At 72.0% G+C, this 17,205-nt stretch carries 16 protein-coding genes and 1 pseudogene; 11 read left to right on the top strand and 6 right to left on the bottom strand.

The window, feature by feature from the left end; translation table 11 throughout:
- Window positions 1-10 precede the first annotated feature (10 nt).
- The 4 genes from P8A18_RS15685 (at window position 11) to P8A18_RS15670 (ending at window position 5,931) form a co-directional block, all read left to right on the top strand.
- A complete protein-coding gene (locus tag P8A18_RS15685; RefSeq protein ID WP_306055232.1) occupies window positions 11-3,028 on the top strand; it encodes an alpha-mannosidase in 3,018 nt (1,005 codons plus the stop codon).
- A 363-nt stretch (window positions 3,029-3,391) separates the two neighbouring features.
- The gene (locus P8A18_RS15680) at window positions 3,392-3,595 is read left to right on the top strand and encodes a cold-shock protein (protein ID WP_018522223.1); all 204 of its coding nucleotides are present in this window, start codon (window positions 3,392-3,394) and stop codon (window positions 3,593-3,595) included.
- A gap of 416 nt (window positions 3,596-4,011) precedes the next feature.
- Complete coding sequence (locus P8A18_RS15675) at window positions 4,012-5,574, top strand: DEAD/DEAH box helicase (protein WP_306055229.1); 1,563 nt, start codon at window positions 4,012-4,014, stop codon at window positions 5,572-5,574.
- A gap of 51 nt (window positions 5,575-5,625) precedes the next feature.
- Window positions 5,626-5,931 (top strand): SCO5918 family protein, encoded by a 306-nt coding sequence (locus P8A18_RS15670; RefSeq protein ID WP_018553743.1) that lies wholly within the window; start codon window positions 5,626-5,628, stop codon window positions 5,929-5,931.
- 94 nt (window positions 5,932-6,025) lie between these two features.
- Here P8A18_RS15670 and crcB (P8A18_RS15665) read toward each other — a convergent pair whose 3' ends face one another.
- Genes crcB (P8A18_RS15665) through crcB (P8A18_RS15655) form a run of 3 tightly spaced genes read right to left on the bottom strand, consistent with a single transcriptional unit; the run spans window position 6,026 to window position 7,220 of the window.
- Window positions 6,026-6,400, bottom strand: coding sequence for a fluoride efflux transporter CrcB (gene crcB / locus P8A18_RS15665; protein ID WP_306055227.1), 375 nt, complete (start codon window positions 6,398-6,400; stop codon window positions 6,026-6,028).
- Window positions 6,397-6,783 (bottom strand): DUF190 domain-containing protein, encoded by a 387-nt coding sequence (locus P8A18_RS15660; RefSeq protein ID WP_306055225.1) that lies wholly within the window; start codon window positions 6,781-6,783, stop codon window positions 6,397-6,399. The genes crcB (P8A18_RS15665) and P8A18_RS15660 overlap by 4 nt, the downstream gene beginning before the upstream one ends.
- A complete protein-coding gene (gene crcB, locus P8A18_RS15655) occupies window positions 6,780-7,220 on the bottom strand; it encodes a fluoride efflux transporter CrcB (protein WP_306055222.1) in 441 nt (146 codons plus the stop codon). Before crcB (P8A18_RS15655) ends, P8A18_RS15660 begins: the two co-directional genes overlap by 4 nt.
- 241 nt (window positions 7,221-7,461) lie before the next feature.
- On the opposite strand from crcB (P8A18_RS15655), the gene P8A18_RS15650 reads away from it, so the two are divergent.
- The 5 genes and pseudogenes from P8A18_RS15650 to P8A18_RS15630 all read left to right on the top strand — a co-directional run bounded on the left by P8A18_RS15650 (window position 7,462) and on the right by P8A18_RS15630 (window position 10,895).
- Complete coding sequence (locus P8A18_RS15650; protein ID WP_306055220.1) at window positions 7,462-8,256, top strand: peptidoglycan recognition protein family protein; 795 nt, start codon at window positions 7,462-7,464, stop codon at window positions 8,254-8,256.
- A 46-nt stretch (window positions 8,257-8,302) separates the two neighbouring features.
- Entirely contained in the window at window positions 8,303-8,887 is a 585-nt protein-coding gene (locus tag P8A18_RS15645) for a GNAT family N-acetyltransferase (RefSeq protein ID WP_306055218.1), read from the top strand.
- 199 nt (window positions 8,888-9,086) lie between these two features.
- Window positions 9,087-9,278, top strand: a pseudogene (locus P8A18_RS15640) (ATP-binding protein); the annotation flags it as partial.
- The gene (locus P8A18_RS15635) at window positions 9,275-9,931 is read left to right on the top strand and encodes a response regulator (RefSeq protein ID WP_306055216.1); all 657 of its coding nucleotides are present in this window, start codon (window positions 9,275-9,277) and stop codon (window positions 9,929-9,931) included. The pseudogene P8A18_RS15640 and the gene P8A18_RS15635, both read left to right, overlap by 4 nt.
- 229 nt (window positions 9,932-10,160) lie before the next feature.
- On the top strand, window positions 10,161-10,895 hold the full coding sequence (locus P8A18_RS15630) for a dienelactone hydrolase family protein (RefSeq protein ID WP_306055214.1): 735 nt from the start codon (window positions 10,161-10,163) through the stop codon (window positions 10,893-10,895).
- A gap of 15 nt (window positions 10,896-10,910) precedes the next feature.
- Here P8A18_RS15630 and P8A18_RS15625 read toward each other — a convergent pair whose 3' ends face one another.
- Window positions 10,911-12,461, bottom strand: coding sequence for a DUF8823 domain-containing protein (locus P8A18_RS15625; RefSeq protein ID WP_306060928.1), 1,551 nt, complete (start codon window positions 12,459-12,461; stop codon window positions 10,911-10,913).
- A gap of 324 nt (window positions 12,462-12,785) precedes the next feature.
- Here P8A18_RS15625 and P8A18_RS15620 point away from each other — a divergent pair, with 324 nt between their 5' ends.
- Complete coding sequence (locus tag P8A18_RS15620; protein ID WP_306055212.1) at window positions 12,786-13,769, top strand: SMP-30/gluconolactonase/LRE family protein; 984 nt, start codon at window positions 12,786-12,788, stop codon at window positions 13,767-13,769.
- Between the two features lie 273 nt (window positions 13,770-14,042).
- Window positions 14,043-15,083 carry an endo-1,4-beta-xylanase XynA gene (xynA, locus tag P8A18_RS15615; RefSeq protein ID WP_371933676.1) on the top strand — a complete coding sequence of 347 codons (1,041 nt, stop codon included), beginning with the start codon at window positions 14,043-14,045 and terminating at the stop codon, window positions 15,081-15,083.
- Window positions 15,084-15,219: 136 nt separating this feature from the next.
- On the opposite strand, the gene P8A18_RS15610 is transcribed toward xynA, so the two are convergent.
- Window positions 15,220-16,155, bottom strand: coding sequence for a glycosyltransferase family 2 protein (locus P8A18_RS15610; protein ID WP_306055210.1), 936 nt, complete (start codon window positions 16,153-16,155; stop codon window positions 15,220-15,222).
- 179 nt (window positions 16,156-16,334) lie between these two features.
- On the bottom strand, window positions 16,335-17,093 hold the full coding sequence (locus P8A18_RS15605; protein ID WP_306055208.1) for an SDR family NAD(P)-dependent oxidoreductase: 759 nt from the start codon (window positions 17,091-17,093) through the stop codon (window positions 16,335-16,337).
- Between the last annotated feature and the right edge of the window lie 112 nt (window positions 17,094-17,205).

Here is a 17,205-nt window from a genome sequence, read left to right as displayed (position 1 = left end):
AGCCACCCTCATGCACGACGACCGCAGCCTGGTCGAGGCCCGACTCAAGCGCGTCCTGGACGAGCGCATCCGGCCGGCCGTATACCCGCAGTCCGTCCCGCTGGACGTCGCCGTCTGGAACGCGCCGGGTGAGCCCGTCCCGGTCGCCGAGGGCCTGGCCGGGCCCACCGAGAAGATCGCGGTCGGCGACCGGTGGGGCGCTCCGTGGGGCACCTCCTGGTTCAAGGTCTCCGGCACGGTGCCGGAGGAATGGGCGGGCCGGACGGTGGAGGCGCTGCTCGACCTCGGCTTCGACGAGAACATGCCGGGCTTCCAGTGCGAGGGCCTCGTCTACCGCCCCGACGGCACCCCGGTGAAGGGCCTCAACCCGCGCAACCAGTGGGTGCGGGTGGGCGCCCCGGTCGCGGGCGGCGAGGAGGTGCTGCTGCACATCGAGGCCGCCTCCAACCCGGTGATCCTCGACTACCACCCCTTCCTGCCGACCCGGCTGGGCGACAAGGAGACGGCCGGCAGCGAGCCGCAGTACACCCTGGCCCGGATGGACCTCGCCGTCTTCGACGAGGACGTGTGGAACCTGGTGCAGGACCTGGAGGTGCTGGGCGAGCTGATGGGGGAGCTGCCCGTGGAGGGCGCCCGCCGCTGGGACATCCTGCGCGCGGTCGGCCGGGCGCTGGACGCGGTCGACCTCCAGGACGTGGGCGGGACGGCCGCCGCCGCGCGCGAGGAGCTGGCCGGGGTCCTTGTGACGCCCGCCGCGCCCTCCGCGCACCGCATCAGCGCCGTCGGCCACGCGCACATCGACTCCGCCTGGCTGTGGCCGCTGCGCGAGACGGTCCGCAAGGTCGCCCGTACGACGTCCAACATGACCGCGCTCCTGGAGGACGAGCCGGACTTCGTCTTCGCGATGTCGCAGGCGCAGCAGTTCGCCTGGATCAAGGAGCACCGCCCCGAGGTCTACGCCAAGGTCAAGGCGGCCGTCGCGGACGGCCGGTTCGTCCCGTCCGGCGGCATGTGGGTCGAGTCCGACACCAACATGCCGGGCTCCGAGGCGATGGCCCGCCAGTTCGTGCACGGCAAGCGGTTCTTCCTGGACGAGTTCGGCATCGAGAACGACGAGGCGTGGCTGCCCGACACCTTCGGGTTCGCGGCCGGGCTGCCGCAGATCATCAAGGCGGCCGGCTCCAAGTGGCTGCTCACGCAGAAGATCTCCTGGAGCCAGACCAACAAGTTCCCGCACCACACCTTCCAGTGGGAGGGCATCGACGGCACCCGGATCTTCACGCACTTCCCGCCCGTCGACACGTACAACTGCTCGATGAAGGGCAGCGAGATCGCCCACGCGGCGACGAACTTCAAGGACAAGGGCGTCGCCCGGCACTCGCTGGCCCCGACCGGCTGGGGCGACGGGGGCGGCGGCACCACCCGCGAGATGATCGCCAAGGCGGCCCGGATGCGGAGCCTGGAGGGCTCGGCGACGGTGACGTGGGAGACCCCCACCGACTTCTTCACCAAGGCCGAGGCGGAGTACCCCAACGCCCCGGTCTGGGTCGGCGAGCTCTACCTGGAGCTGCACCGCGCGACCCTGACCAGCCAGGCCAAGACCAAGCAGGGCAACCGCCGCAGCGAGCACCTGCTCCGCGAGGCCGAGCTGTGGGCCGCCACCGCCGCTGTACGCACCGGCTTCTCCTACCCGTACGAGCAGCTCGACCGGATCTGGAAGACGGTGCTGCTGCACCAGTTCCACGACATCCTGCCCGGCTCCTCGATCGCCTGGGTGCACCGCGAGGCGGAGAAGACGTACGCGGCCGTCGCCGCCGAGCTGACCGGCGTCATCGACGCCGCGCAGCGCGCCCTGGCCGGTGACCCCGAGGGGGACAGGGCCCTCGTCTTCAACGCCGCCCCGCACACCCGCGGCGGTGTCCCCGCCGGAGCGGCGGCCGCCGTCGCGACGGCCGACGCCACCCCGCCCGCCCCGCGCGAGGGCGGCGGCTACGTGCTGGACAACGGCCTGCTCCGGGTGGAGATCGACGGCCGGGGCCTGGTCGTCTCCGCGTACGACATCGCCGCCGGCCGCGAGACCGTGGCGCCGGGCGCCGCCGCGAACCTGCTCCAGATCCACCCCGACTTCCCGAACATGTGGGACGCCTGGGACGTCGACGCGTTCTACCGCAACACCGTCACCGACCTGACCGCCCTGGACGAACTGACCCCGGTGACGGGCGGGGTGCGGGTCGTCCGCAGCTTCGGCGACTCGAAGGTGACCCAGCTGCTCACCCTGGAACCGGGCGCCAAGCGGCTCGACATCGACACCGAGGTCGACTGGCACGAGACGGAGAAGTTCCTCAAGGCCGCGTTCCCGCTGGACGTGCACGCCGAGCGGTACGCCTCCGAGACGCAGTTCGGCCACTTCTACCGGGCCACCCACACCAACACCAGCTGGGAGGCCGCCAAGTTCGAGGCGTGCAACCACCGCTTCGTCCACCTGGAGGAGCCGGGCTGGGGCGTCGCGCTCGTCAACGACTCGACGTACGGGCACGACGTGACGCGCACCGTGCGGGACGCGGACGCGGGGACGACCACCACCGTCCGGGTCTCGCTGCTGCGCGCCCCGCGCTTCCCCGACCCGGAGACCGACCAGGGCGTGCACCGCTTCCGGCACGCGCTCGTCCCCGGCGCCGCGATCGGCGACGCGGTCCGCGAGGGCTTCGGCGTCAACCTGCCGGAGCGCCGGGTGACGGGTGACCGGGAGGTGGCCCCGCTGGTGGCCGTCGACAACGACGCGGTCGTGGTGAGCGCCGTCAAGCTGGCGGACGACGGGAGCGGCGACCTCGTCGTACGGCTCTACGAGTCCACGGGCGGCCGGGCGAAGGTCCGCCTGGCCACCGGCTTCCCGGCCACGTCCGTCGTGGCGACGGACCTGCTGGAGCGGCCGCTGGCCGGTGTGCCGGTGCCCGAGAGCGACGAGGCGGGCGTGCGGCTGTCGCTGCGCCCCTTCGAGCTGATGACGCTGCGGCTGACGCGCGGCTGATCCGCCGGAGGGCGGGCGAAGGGAGCGCCGCCGGCCGGCGCGGGCGGCAAATATTCCCGGACACGGCCCTCCGGCACAGAATTTTACGCAATGCACACCGAGTGTTTGTGTGAGGGTTTGCGTGAGTTTTATGGCGCGCCGGGCGCGGGGAAATTACTTCCCGCGCCCGGCCGTTTTCATTGTGCTACGGTAGATACCAGTTGCAGTTGTGGTTCCCGAAGACTCCAAGTGCTCTCCTCGGCTAAGTGGCCGATGAGTGCGCTGACGTATTTTCCGGCTTGCATATCCGGATGGGGTAATCATCACGGCGACGTGGGACTGGCACAGTGCGAGTCCCCGGGCTCATCCCCAGAAGGAGAAAAAATGGCTACCGGCACCGTGAAGTGGTTCAACTCGGAAAAGGGTTTCGGCTTCATTGAGCAGGACGGCGGCGGCGCCGACGTCTTCGCCCACTACTCGAACATCGCCTCCAGCGGCTTCCGTGAGCTGCAGGAGGGCCAGAAGGTGAACTTCGACGTCACGCAGGGCCAGAAGGGCCCGCAGGCGGAGAACATCACCCCCGCGTGAATCCGATCACGTCGGCGCCTACGCGCTGACGGTGCATCCGCAGCTGGGGCCCGCACTTTGGGTGCGGGCCCCAGCTCGCTGCTTTTCCGGTCCCGCCCCGTGCCCGCCGTGCCGTACCATCGCCACGAGCCGCCGGGGGAGCGCAGACCCACCGTCTTCACCATGCGGCGGACGATCCGCCATGGCCCCCGGACCGACCAGGTCCGACGGAGCCCCTTGACGTGACCCCCACTCCATGGAGCGGCCGGGCTCGTCATCGCGAAGCACCGGACCCGGCTCAGGCCGGGCCCGTATCGGCTCAAGACCGGCCGCCGGGCTTCGTTCACGTATGCCAACGGCCCGTTCTTGCGATTCTTGTGCCGCTCGTCGACGCAATGAATTCCTCGATACGCGCCATTTTCGAGGAAAGGTTCCGCATGAACCGCGATCGCACCCCCCGTTCCAACGACCGATATTCCCGTACCCGTGGCAGTGCCCCCGCGGGCTCCGGCTCCCGTTCGGGCGGCGGGTTCCGTTCCCAGGGCTCGGGCCGCCCCGGCGGACCGGGACGTTTCGGCTCGTCCGAGCGGCGCTCCGGCGGATACGGGCGCAGGCCCGCCGCCCGGCAGGGTGAATTCGCCCTGCCGACCACCATCACCCCCGCGCTGCCGCCCGTTGAGGCCTTCGCCGACCTGGACATGCCCGCGCCCCTGCTGGCCGCGCTCGCCGCCCAGGGCGTCACGGTGCCGTTCCCGATCCAGGCCGCCACGCTGCCGAACTCGCTGGCCGGCCGTGACGTGCTGGGCCGCGGCCGCACCGGCTCGGGCAAGACGCTCGCCTTCGGCCTGGCGCTGCTGGCCCGTACGGAGGGCCGCCGTGCCGAGGCCCGGCACCCGCTCGCGCTGGTCCTGGTGCCCACCCGTGAGCTGGCCCAGCAGGTCACCGACGCGCTGACCCCGTACGCCCGTTCGCTCAGGCTGCGGCTGGCCACCGTCGTCGGCGGCATGTCGATCGGCCGCCAGGCGGCCGCGCTGCGCGGCGGCTCCGAGATCGTCGTGGCGACCCCGGGCCGGCTCAAGGACCTCATCGAGCGCGGCGACTGCAACCTCGACCGGGTGGCGATCACGGTCCTGGACGAGGCGGACCAGATGGCCGACATGGGCTTCATGCCGCAGGTCACCGAACTGCTGAACCAGGTCCAGCCGGAGGGCCAGCGCATGCTGTTCTCTGCGACCCTGGACCGCAACGTCGACCTCCTCGTCCGCCGCTACCTGCACGACCCGGTCGTCCACTCGGTGGACCCGGCCGCGGGCGCGGTGACGACGATGGAGCACCACGTCCTCTATGTGCGCGGCGCCGACAAGTACGCCACCACGACGGAGATCGCGGCCCGCGACGGCCGGGTGATCATGTTCCTCGACACCAAGCACGCCGTGGACAAGCTCACCGACCACCTGCTCAGCAGCGGGGTCCGCGCGGCGGCGCTGCACGGCGGGAAGTCCCAGCCGCAGCGCACCCGCACCCTGACCCGCTTCAAGACCGGACACGTCACGGTCCTGGTCGCGACGAATGTCGCGGCGCGCGGCATCCACGTCGACAACCTCGACCTCGTCGTCAACGTCGACCCGCCGAGCGACCACAAGGACTACCTGCACCGCGGCGGCCGTACCGCGCGGGCCGGTGAGTCCGGCAGCGTCGTCACGCTGGTGCTGCCCAACCAGCGCCGCGAGATGACCCGGCTGATGGCCGACGCCGGCATCACCCCGAAGATCGCCGAGGTCCGCTCCGGCGAGGCCGAGCTGAGCCGTATCACCGGCGCGCAGGCACCCTCGGGCGTGCCCGTCACCATCACCGCGCCGCCCTCCGAGCGCTCCACGGGCGGCTCGTCCGCGCGTGGCCGGCGCAGCCGCCCTTCCCAGGGCCGCCGTTCCTCGTCCTCGGCGTCCCCCTCCTCGTCGCGCGGCGGCGAGCGCCGTCCGTCCGGCAGCCGGGCTTCCTGACCCGGTCATCGTGTTCCCACCCGGTTCCGTCCCCGACCCCGTTGAGGCACCATGCGCTGTGTGATCGCCCGTTTTCCGTTCGACCTGTTCAAGCACGAGGTCGAGGCATCGATGAAGGGCATCAAGCCCGAACCCGTCACCGGGGAGTCGGTGATCATCGGCCGCCGGGTGTACCCGGTCAAGCAGGTGGGTGAGGTGATCACCCGGCAGGACCGGCGTGACTTCTCGGCCGCCGAGGTGACCAGGGCGCTGGGGCGTCTCGGCTTCACCTGCCGGCCGGTCGCGGCCCCCGCCGTGCCGGTGGTACCGAGCCCGCTGGAGGCCGCGTCCGCCGAACTCGGGGTGCCCGGGGCCTGACGGTCCGGGGCAACACGCACGCGCCGGAGCCCGGTCCCTTCGCGGGGCCGGGCTCCGGCGCGTTGTCGTACGTTCCCGCGCTCCGCGCGCCGGGTCAGGCCCAGAGCGCTTCGGCGAGGGTGACACCGGCGAAGGCCGCGCCGAGGCCGATGACGACGCTCGCCACCGCGTTGGCGGCCGCGTAGAGCCGGGCCCCGTCCTCGGCCAGCCGCAGCGTCTCGTAGCTGAACGTGGAGTACGTGGTCAGCGCCCCGCAGAACCCCGTCCCGACCAGCAGCTGTACGGGGGACGAGGCGGCCCCGGCCACCACCGCGCCGGTCAGCAGGCCCAGGATCAGGCAGCCGGCCATGTTCACCGTGAACGTCCCCCACGGGAAGACCGTGTCATGGCGGGACTGCACGGCCCGGTCGGTCAGATAGCGCAGCGGGGCGCCGACCGCCGCGCCGACGATCACCAGCAGCCAGTTCACTCCCGCTCTCCCCGTATGCCGGGACCGGCCGGGCCCTCCTGGGCCCCGGGGTTCTCCCGGCGGACGATCTCGCAGGCGTCGAGGGTCACCCGGCAGCCGTCGGCCAGCTCGGCGACCTGTGGCAGGAACGCGCGCACCGCGGGCTCCGCGTCCACGATGATCACGGCCACCGGCAGGTCCTCGCTCAGCGACAGCAGCCGCTGGGTGTGGATCATCGAGGAGGCTCCGAAGCCCTCGATGCCCCGGAAGACGCTCGCCCCGGAGAGACCGGCCGCGTGCGCCCGGTGCACGATCTCCGTGTAGACGGGCCGGTGGTGCCAGGTGTCGGACTCGCCGACCAGCACGGTCAGGCGCAGGCCGGGTTCGGTCACGGGTGTCGTCATGACTGCCTCCACGCCAGTGCGCGGCGCGTCAGCCACACCGCGCTCCACACCGCCGCGAGGGCCGCGAGCAGTGTCGTTCCCAGATAGGCGAGCCCGGTGCCGGCCCGCCCCTTCGCCACGAGGCGTTCGATGTCGACCGCGTACGTGGAGAAGGTGGTGAACCCGCCGAGCACCCCGGTGCCGAAGAACGGCCGCACCAGCCGGTGCGCCGCCCACACCTCGCTGATCACCACCATGAACACACCGATGACCGCGCAGCCGATGACGTTGACGACGAGGGTCGTCCAGGGGAAGCCGCCGGCCGCGGTGGGCCACAGGAGCGAGGCGCCGTAGCGGGCGGACGCCCCGGTGGCCCCGCCGATGGCGACCACGGCGACGACGGCGCTCTGCGGGTGCTGCCCGAGGCTCCTGAGGGCCCCGGGTCCGGTGCCGGGCATACGTCTCCTACCTGCCGGGGCGCCCACCTGATGTGGGCGCGCGTCTCGCAAGTAGGGACCGTTGGCGGCGTTCGACCGGCCGCGGTTCGGGTACGGCGGGCCCCACCGCCGCGCTTCGGCCGTCACCGGCCTCCGCTGCCCCCAGGATATCGCCGAAGCGCGGCCCTTCGCTCCCGAGGCCGATTTCACCCGATCGGCCACCTCATCTGCGGGTCCGGGGGAGAAGCCGCAGGGTGGAGCCATGTGGCCCCATCGAATATGGCTGGGCGTCGCGGTCCTCCCGCTGGTCCTGCTGGTTCCACGGGACGCCCCGGTGCGTCAGGTGCTGGCCGAGCGTCCGCCCGGCTCCTCCCGGGAGCGGGCCGGGACCGTGCCGCAGCCGGTGATCGTGAGCCGGGCGGCCTGGCACGCGAACGAGTCCATCGTCCGGGAGCGGGCCGTCTACACGGGCGCCGTGCGGGCGGTCTTCATCCACCACACGGGCGAGTCGAACGACTACGACTGCGTGGACGCCCCCGACCTGGTGCGTGCGGTCGAGCAGTCCCACATCGAGGGCAACGGCTGGGACGACATCGGCTACAACTTCCTCGTCGACCGGTGCGGAACGATCTACGAGGGCCGCGCGGGCGGCGTCACGCGCTCGGTGCGCGGGGCGCACACCACGGGCTTCAACGCCGACAGCGTGGGCATCGCGGTGCTGGGCGACTACCGCAACGGCGAGAAGGTGCCGGCGGCCGTGGTGCGGGCGCTGGCGGAGGTGGCGGCGTGGAAGCTGCGGCCGGGCGTCGACCCCGAGGGCAAGGTGCGCCTGGTGTCGACCAACGACGAGAGCAGGTACCCGAAGGGGAAGGCCGCGGTGCTGAACGTCATCTCCGGCCACCGGGACACCTATGAGACGACCTGCCCCGGCCAGGCGCTGTACGACGCTCTGCCAGCGATTCGGGCGGCGGCGGCCGCCCTGCGCGAGGGCCGGGGGACGGGGGAGGGCCGGCCGGACACGGAGGACGCGGGCTCCACCCACCATCCTTTGAACTAGTGCATAGTGCGTTTGTGGCTAGTGCGAATGCGGGTATGGTTCCCCCATGTCAGCTACGCACCCGCTCCCCGTGACCCTGACCGGCGACCACGTCCGCGTCGAACCGCTCGCCCTCCACCACTTGGACGACCTCTTCGCCGCCGGCGGCGACGACGACGAGGTCTGGCGCTGGCTGGGCAGCCCGACGCCCCGCACCCCGCAGGAGCTGGAGACCAGGCTCACCGCCCTGCTCGCGGAGGAGTCCTGCGTCCCCTTCGCCGTCATCCACCTGGCGAGCGGCCGGGCGGTCGGCTGGACCACCTACCTGGACATCGACGTGAAGCACGAGCGCCTGGAGATCGGCTCCACCTGGTACGGCCGCGCCCACTGGCGCTCGGCGGTCAACACCGAGACGAAGCTGCTCCTGCTCACCCACGCCTTCGAGGAACTGGGCATGGGCCGCGTCCAGCTGAAGACCGACCACCTCAACGAGCGCTCCCAGAAGGCGATATCCCGCCTCGGCGCCCACCACGAGGGCATCCTGCGCCGCCACCGCCGCCGCCCGGACGGCACCTGGCGCGACACGGTCTACTTCTCCCTGCTCGCCGACGAGTGGCCGGAGACGAAGGCGCGCCTGGAGGGGTGGCTCTGACGCCCCGGCAGGACCAACTGCGAGAAGCCGTACGGGGGCCATCCCCCCCCACCCCTTGTCCACCGACCGGTGGACGCCCGGTTCCACCTGCCGGGGCTGCCGGGCGGGGTGCCCCGCGAAACAGCATGGAGGACATGAGACTTCGACCCGTACACATGGCCCGGTGGAGCGCCCGCCACCCGTGGCGCGCGAGCAGTCCGGCGGCGCCGAGCTGGAGATCACCGACGACGGGCGGGGCTTCGTCGTCGCGGACTCCCGGGGCTTCGGCCTGGACGGCATGCGCAAGCGCCTCGCGGAGTTCGGCGGCGGGCTCACCGTCACCAGCTCGGTCGGTGACGGCACCCGCATCCACGCCACCATCCCTCTGAACGACAGGCCCCAGGTGCCATGACGCCCATCTCCGCGGCGGGAGCCGCCCCCCTGCGCATCGTCCTGGCCGACGACCACACCGTGATGCGGGCCGGTCTGGTCGCCCTGCTGGGCTGCGAGCCGACGTTCGACATCGTCGGGGAGGCGAGCAACGGCCGCGAGGCGGTCGCCCTGGTCGAGCGGCTGAGCCCGGACGTCGCGCTGCTCGACCTGCGCATGCCGGTCCTCGACGGCGTCGGCGCCACCACCGAGATCGTCGCGGGCCCCTCCCCGACCCGGGTCCTGATCCTCACCACGTACGACACCGACGCGGACATCGAACGGGGCGTGGAGGCGGGCGCCACCGGCTACCTGCTCAAGGACGCCACCAGGGAGCAGCTGGTGGAGGCCATCCACGCGGCCTCACGCGGCGAGACGGTCCTGGCCCCCCGGGTCGCCCAGCGGCTGGTGGCCAGGATGCGCGGGCCCGCGCCCGTCACTCTGACCGCCCGTGAGTCGGACGTGCTCGAAGCGGTCGCGGACGGGCTGTCGAACGGGGAGATCGGCCGCCGGCTGTTCATCGGCGAGGCCACGGTGAAGACGCATCTGCTGCGCGTCTTCGCCAAGCTCGACGTCAATGACCGCACCCGCGCGGTGGTGGTCGCGATGAACACCGGCCTGCTGAAACGCCGTTAGGGCCCGTCTCCGGCGGTGTGCCGGCCCGTTGAACTAGGCTGCGCGATCATGAAGACCGGGACGGCCTCGTGCCACACACGGATCGGTGACCCGGTGCTCCGCTGAGCGCCGGACGGGCCGCTGCCGCCGGCCAGGTGTCCGACCGCGCGGCCGGGGCCCCCGCCGCGCGGGCTCCGCCTCCGTCGTGTTGGCCGGCAGGGACGACACCTCAACCACGACAGGAGCACTCATGACCGTCAACACGCTGCACATCCCCACCGAGGACGGGCAGGCCGACGCGATCGCCGCCTTCCCCGACGACGGGGAGCGGCACCCCGGAGTCCTGATGTACGCGGACGCCTTCGGCATCCGGCCGGTGATCCGGGAGATGGCGCGCGAGCTGGCCGGGCACGGCTACTACGTGCTCGTCCCCAACTTCTTCTACCGGGAGGGCCCCACCCCCGTGGTCGAGCTTCCCGAGTACATCGGGGAGGAGGCCCGGCCCGCGCTCATCGGCCGGCTGATGCCGCTGATCCAGGCGCACACCGCCGAACGCACGGTGCGCGACGCCGACGCCTACCTCTCGTCCCTGACCGCCCGGCCCGAGGTGGCCGATGGTCCCGTCGGGGTGACGGGCTACTGCATCGGCGGTCTGCTGGCGATGCGCACCGCCGCCGCCCATCCCGGCCGGGTGGCCGCGGCCGCCGCCTTCCACGGGCCGGTGGGCGCGGACGGGCCGGGGCTGTTCGACGGGCTCACCGCGCGGGTCCACCTCGGCCACGCCGCGAGCGACCTGACCCCCGAGGCCCTTGCCGAGCTCAACAAGGAGCTGGACGCCGCCGGTGTCGACCACACCTCGGAGATCTATCCCGGCACCGTGCACGGCTTCACCATGTCCGACACCGACGCCTACAGCGCCGCCGGGCTGAAGCTCCACTGGGACCGCCTGCTCCCGCTCCTGGACGGCGCCCTGCACCACGGCTGAGGTCCCGGGCGCCGGTCAGCAGCCTCCGCTGAAGCGGCCCGGCCCGTACGCCGAGTCCAGCCGGTAGGTCCCGCCCTCCGGCACGGTCAGCCTCGTCCACTCGCCGTCCTGCCGCAGACAGCCCCCGGCCCCGCCGCCGGCGGCCCGCACGCGCAGCCACGGCGAGTAGGCGATGCGTACGGTCACCGAGCCGGCGCGCGGCATTCGTACGACCAGCGACGCGTCGTCGCCGCTGACGACCGTGGCGGGGGGTGGCGCCAGCGGTATGGCGTCCCGGACCCGGTAGATGGTCCAGCCGTCGTCCCGCCAGACCTGCTCCAGCCAGGGGAGGCCGCCCCTGACCAGCGACGCCTCGGCCTCGGCCGGGCCGTCCGGCTGCCCGTCGTGGAGTACGACATGGCTCACGGCCCACCGGTCCAGCCAGGTCCGGTAGCGGTCCGGGGTGAGGGTGCCCTCGTAGAAGAGCCGGCCGCGCTCGACGTCGAGCTGGCGGTTCCAGCCCCGGGCCATGCTGACGTGCGGGGCGAGGACGGCCGCTTCGCGGTGGTTGCGCGCGGGGACGACCTCGACGCGGCCCAGGCGGGCGCCGAGGCGGTCGAGTTCGGTGACGACGCCGTCCGTGTGGGAGGCCCAGGCCGGTACGGGGGTGGAGACCCGCAGGTCGTCCACGGTCTTGTCGATGAGCCAGAGCCCGGACAGCACGAGGGCGGCGGACAGCACCCCCGTACGCACCCACGCCCTGGCCCGGACGGTGTCGAGGACCGCCGCGCACAGCACGGGCACGGCGACGAGACCGAGCAGCCGCTCGACGTTCGTGCCGATCGGGGAGGCGACGAGGAAGGTGAGGCACACGCCGACGGCGTAGACGGCGGCGCCGAAACGCGTCACCCGCCACTCCCGCGTCCGGGGCGCCGCGGCCACGAGCACCGCGCAGATCAGGACCGGCATCCACAACCGGTTCGCGTGCATGGGCTGCTCGCCCCGGAACGGGAAGAGCAGCGTGGTCGCCCCGACGACCGCGAAGAACGGCACCATCAGCACGGCCCCCCTCCGCCACCGGCGGTCGAGGAGGTGGGCCGCACCCGTCACGACGAGGAACAGCCCCGCCACCGGACTCGCCATCGTCGCCAGCGCCCCCGCCACCACGGGGGTGACGACCCGGTCCGCGTACAGGCAGGCGACGAGCCCGATGGCGACGCCGAGCGCGAAGGTCGTACGCCCCGACGCGACGTTGCACCACAGGGCGAAGGCGGCGAGCAGCGCGGGGGTGAGCGCGTGCCGCATGCCCGTACGGACGAGGAGGCGGGCCATGAGCCAGGTGGCCGCGAGCCCGGCGACGACGGAGACCGTGCGGACGCCGAGGAGCGCCATGACGTACGAGGAGAAGACGCTGTAGTTGGCGGTGTGCGTGCCCCCGTACCAGAACAGGTTGTACGCCGAGCCCGGGTGCCGCTCGGTGAACCCGGTCCAGGCCAGCTGGGCGGCGAGGTCACCGCCCCCGGTGGCCAGCAGCGCGGCCCACACGGCGTACAGCGGCAGGACGGCCGCCACGGCGACGAGCGGCACGCGGTGGACCCGCCACCACGGCTGCCGTCCCGCCCCGCGCTCCGGCTCCGCCCGCGTCTGCTCCGGCCGCTCCGGCTCCGGTCGCGTCTGCTCCGGCCGTGCCTGCCCCTGCTCACGTCGCCGCTCGCGGTCTCGCCGCGACCGGTCGTCCGAGCCCGTCCGTACCTCTCCACCGACCACCACCGGACAAACCCTAGAGGGCTCCGGGCGGCGGACAGACCGGGTTCAACGGCCCGAACCCGGCGTGTCCCGCGGGGTGCTGTGCCATCTTTCGATCAAGGGATGAAGATCGCGCGGCTGTTGACGGCGAAAGGTGGGAGCGGCATGACCAGCAGAGGTCCCCGGCTGTACGAACTCCTGGACGACCGGTTCCGCGCGGGCCGGTGCATGAACGGTGACGAGAGCCTGGAAGTGTTGTACACGGGCTGCCGGTGGGCCGAGGGCCCGCTGTACGTGCCGGCCTGGCGGCAGGTGGTGTGGAGCGACATCCCCAATGACCGGATGCTGCGGTGGGACGAGGAGACCGGGGCGGTCAGCGTCTTCCGCCGCTCGGCCGGACACCCGAACGGCAACACCCTCGACCGCGAGGGCCGGCTCATCACCTGTGAGCAGGGCAACCGGCGGGTGACGCGGACCGAGCACGACGGCACGGTCACGGTCCTGGCGGACCGCTGGCAGGGCAAGCGGCTGAACAGTCCGAACGACGCGGCGGTGAAGTCCGACGGCTCGATCTGGTTCTCGGACCCGGATTTCGGCATCACCAGCGACTACGAGGGCTACCGCGCCCGGAGCGAGATCGGCGCCGGCAACGTCTACCGCGTCGACCCCTCCACCGGGGAGGTCCGGCTCGTCGCGGACGGCTTCGACGCGCCCAACGGCCTGGTCTTCTCGGCCGACGAGCGGCGGCTCTTCGTCTCCGACACCCGGGCCGGCCTCATCCGCGTCTTCGGCGTCCGGGACGGTGGCACGCTCACGGAGGGCGGCGTCTTCGTCGAGGCGGGGCTCCGCCTGGGGGCCCGCTTCGACAACCTCCGCTTCGACGACGACGGCCGGCTCTGGGCCGCCGCGACGAACGACGGCGTGCACTGCTACGACCCCGACGGCACGCTCATCGGCCGGCTCAACGTGCCGGAGGCGGTGGCCAACATCTCCTGGGGCGGAGCAAAGCGGAATCGTCTCTTCATCACGGCGGAGACGAGCCTCTACTCGGTGGTCATGGGTGTCACGGGAACGCACCCGACGGGTCCGGGCCGCCGCCCCTGGCAGCTCCCGGAAGAGCCCGTGCCAACGCCTCCTCCGTGGGCCTGACCGACCCCGCACCACGCTCCGAAACATTCGAAACGGGGGTCGCGAAGGCTTCGAAACGCGATCGGTCCCGCGCCAATTCCGGTGCCCCTACTCGCCGGAAGGATGCCGCTGACCTGCTGGGTATATCAACTCCCTTGCGACATAGGGCAGTCGAAGCTTTCGCAACTCGTGCCGAAACTATTGACACCCCCTGGGGCCGGTCCAACACTGAGCGCCGTCGGCAGGCCCCCGCCGACGCCGACCTGGTCACGACGACGAGGAGGAGCTCCGCACATGTACGCCACACCCGCACATTCGACGAGCCACCCGCGAGGCCGCACCAGACCGACGAGCGGCCTCAGGCTGTTCATCCGCAGCGCCTTCGCCATGGTGATGGCCGCCGTCGCCGCGATCGCGCTGCCCGGCACGGCCACCGCCGACACGACCGTCACCTCGAACCAGACGGGCACCAACAACGGCTACTACTACTCGTTCTGGACCGACAGCCCCGGTTCCGTTTCGATGAACCTCGGTTCCGGCGGCAGCTACGGCACGTCCTGGAGCAACACCGGGAACTTCGTCGCCGGCAAGGGCTGGAGCACCGGCGGACGCCGCAGCGTGACCTACTCCGGCTCCTTCAACCCGTCGGGCAACGCCTACCTGGCCCTCTACGGCTGGTCGCAGAACCCGCTCGTGGAGTACTACATCGTCGACAACTGGGGCACCTACCGGCCCACCGGGACCTTCAAGGGGACGGTCACCAGCGACGGCGGCACGTACGACATCTACGAGACGACGCGGACCAACGCGCCCTCCATCGAAGGCACCAAGACCTTCCAGCAGTACTGGAGCGTCCGGCAGTCCAAGCGGACCGGCGGCACCATCACCACCGGCAACCACTTCGACGCCTGGGCCCAGCACGGCATGAACCTCGGCTCCTTCAACTACATGATCATGGCCACCGAGGGCTACCAGAGCAGCGGCAGCTCCAGCATCACGCTCGGCAGCGGCTCCGGCGGCGGCGACAACGGAGGCGGCGACAACGGCGGAGGCGGCAACAACGGGGGTGGCGGCTGCACCGCGACCCTGTCCGCCGGTCAGCAGTGGGACGACCGGTACAACCTGAACGTCGCGGTCTCCGGCTCCAGCAACTGGACCGTGACGATGAACGTCCCGTCCCCCGAGAAGATCCTCTCCACCTGGAACATCAGCGCCAGTTACCCCAGCGCCCAAGTGCTGACCGCCAAACCGAACGGCAGCGGCAACAACTTCGGCGTCACCATCCAGACCAACGGCACCTGGACCTGGCCCACGGTCTCCTGCAGCGCGAGCTGACCGCCCGCGCACCCCTCACCCACCGGCACGACCGGGGCGGCGGCCACCCACCGCCGCCCCACCCCCCTTCCCCCGCCCCCTCCCCCTCCCCCTCCCTTGTCCCCTTCCCTCCTTCGCCCGTCCGCCCGTCCGCCCGTCAGAGGATGGGCGGGCGCCCCAGGCGGGTCATCCGCCATACCGTCCGCCACCGCATCGGCGCCCGCTCCCCGGCCGGTGTCCTGACCCCCTCCGCGAACCCGCCCCACCACGCCTTCAGCCCGGTCAGCGAGCGCATCCGCACCATGGCGAGGGTGATCCAGACACCGAGGTAGACCGGGATCAGCGGAGCCGGGAGCCGCCTGCGGGCCAGCCACACCCGGTTCCGCGCGGTGTTCCGGTAGTACACCGCGTGCCTGGCGGGCGACGTCCTCGGATGCTGGAGCACCAGACCGGGCTCGTAGCGGATGTCCCACCCTCCGTCGAGCGCCCGCCACGCGAGGTCCGTCTCCTCGTGACCGAAGAAGAACTCCCCCGGCCACAGCCCGATCTGCCGGAGCATGGGCACCGAGAAGGCGTGCCCACCGCCGAGGAACGCGGTCACCGGGCCCCCGCGCATCGGATCGCCCGCCCGCAGCCTGGGCACCCAGCGCCGCTCGGTCCGCCCCTGCTCGTCCGCGACCCGGAACCCGACGATCCCCAGCCCGGGGTCCTGTGCGAAGAGCCGCCGCACCTCGCGGAACACGTCGTCCGCGATGAGCAGCCCGTCGTCGTCCAGCTCGACCACGACATCGACCTCGCCCGACTCGCACAGCCTCTCCAGCCCGACGTTGCGCCCACCGGGACAGCCCAGATTCTCGACGAGCGGCACCTTGGTCACGCGGGGCGCCCCTGGCGTGGTCCGGTCCGGGGCACCCACCGCTCCGGCCATGCTCAGGAGATCGGTCGCGACGTCGTCCAGGGAGGTCGCGTTGCCCACGAGGACCACGCGCTCGGCCGCGACGTCCTGCTTCGCCACCGAGGCGAGGAGCGCGTCCAGTTCGCGGGGGCGGGTCCCCATGGTCACGATGACGACCCCGATACGCGGCAACGACATGGCGGCACACTCCACTGATCGACAAGGCGCAACGGGCCGGCACACATGGCCCGGACCGGCCCGGCACGGACCGCCCCGATGCTAGGCCGTATCGGTATGCGTATCGGTATGCGTATCCGTATCCGTATCGGCATTCGTATCCGCCGGGGGTGTGGTCGGCGGGCCGGTCACGCGCCCCGTCATGCCGACGCTCCGCTGTCGATGACCAGGTCGGTGCCGACCACCGCGCCCGCCGAGGGTGAGGCGAGGTACAGCACGGCGGCCGCCACCTCCTCGGCCTCCGCCAGCCGGCCGAGCGGGTTCTGCGTCTTCACCCGCTCCGTCCGCTCGGCTTCCGTCTCGCCGGGGCGCAGGGACATGGGCGCGGCGGAGGCTCCCGGGCTGACCGCGTTGATCCGGACGCCCTGGTGGATGTGGTCGAGCGCGGCGGCGCGGGTCAGCGCGGAGACGGCCGCCTTCGAGGCGATGTAGGCGGCGGCATGGGGTATGCGCTGATGGGCGCCGAGGTTGGAGGCGATATTGACGATGACCCCGCCGCCGTGGTCCCGCATGTGCGCGATCTCGTGCTTCATGGCCAGCCAGACGCCGGTGACGTTGGTCCGTAGCACCGCGTCCCAGTCCTCCTCGCTCATGTCTGCGATCGGGCCCGCGCCCCGGAGTATCCCGGCGTTGTTGACGGCGATGTGGAGCCCGCCGAAGCGTGTAACGGTCTCCTGTACGAGGTGGTGGACCTGGTCCGATTCGGTGACGTCGGCGGTGACGGCGGTCGCCGTGCCCCCGGCCGCCCCGATGAGGTCCACCGTCTCGTCCAGGGTCGCCCGGGTGCGTCCCGCGACCACCACGGAGGCGCCTTCGGCGGCGAAGGCGAGCGCGGTGGCGCGGCCGAGGCCGGAGCCGCCACCCGTGACGAGCACGGTCCTGCCGATGAAGCGGTTCACTGGTCCAACTCCTCTGTGCGTGCATGCGTGCATGCGTGTGGCATGTGCGGAGCGATATTGGATCGATCAGTCCAATATGAGGGGATGAGTGATCGCCGGGATTCCGGCGGAG

Source organism: Streptomyces sp. Mut1, from assembly GCF_030719295.1.
GTDB lineage: Bacteria > Actinomycetota > Actinomycetes > Streptomycetales > Streptomycetaceae > Streptomyces > Streptomyces castrisilvae.
Note: the sequence above shows the minus strand (reverse complement) of the source record. Positions and strands in the feature narration are given on the sequence as shown.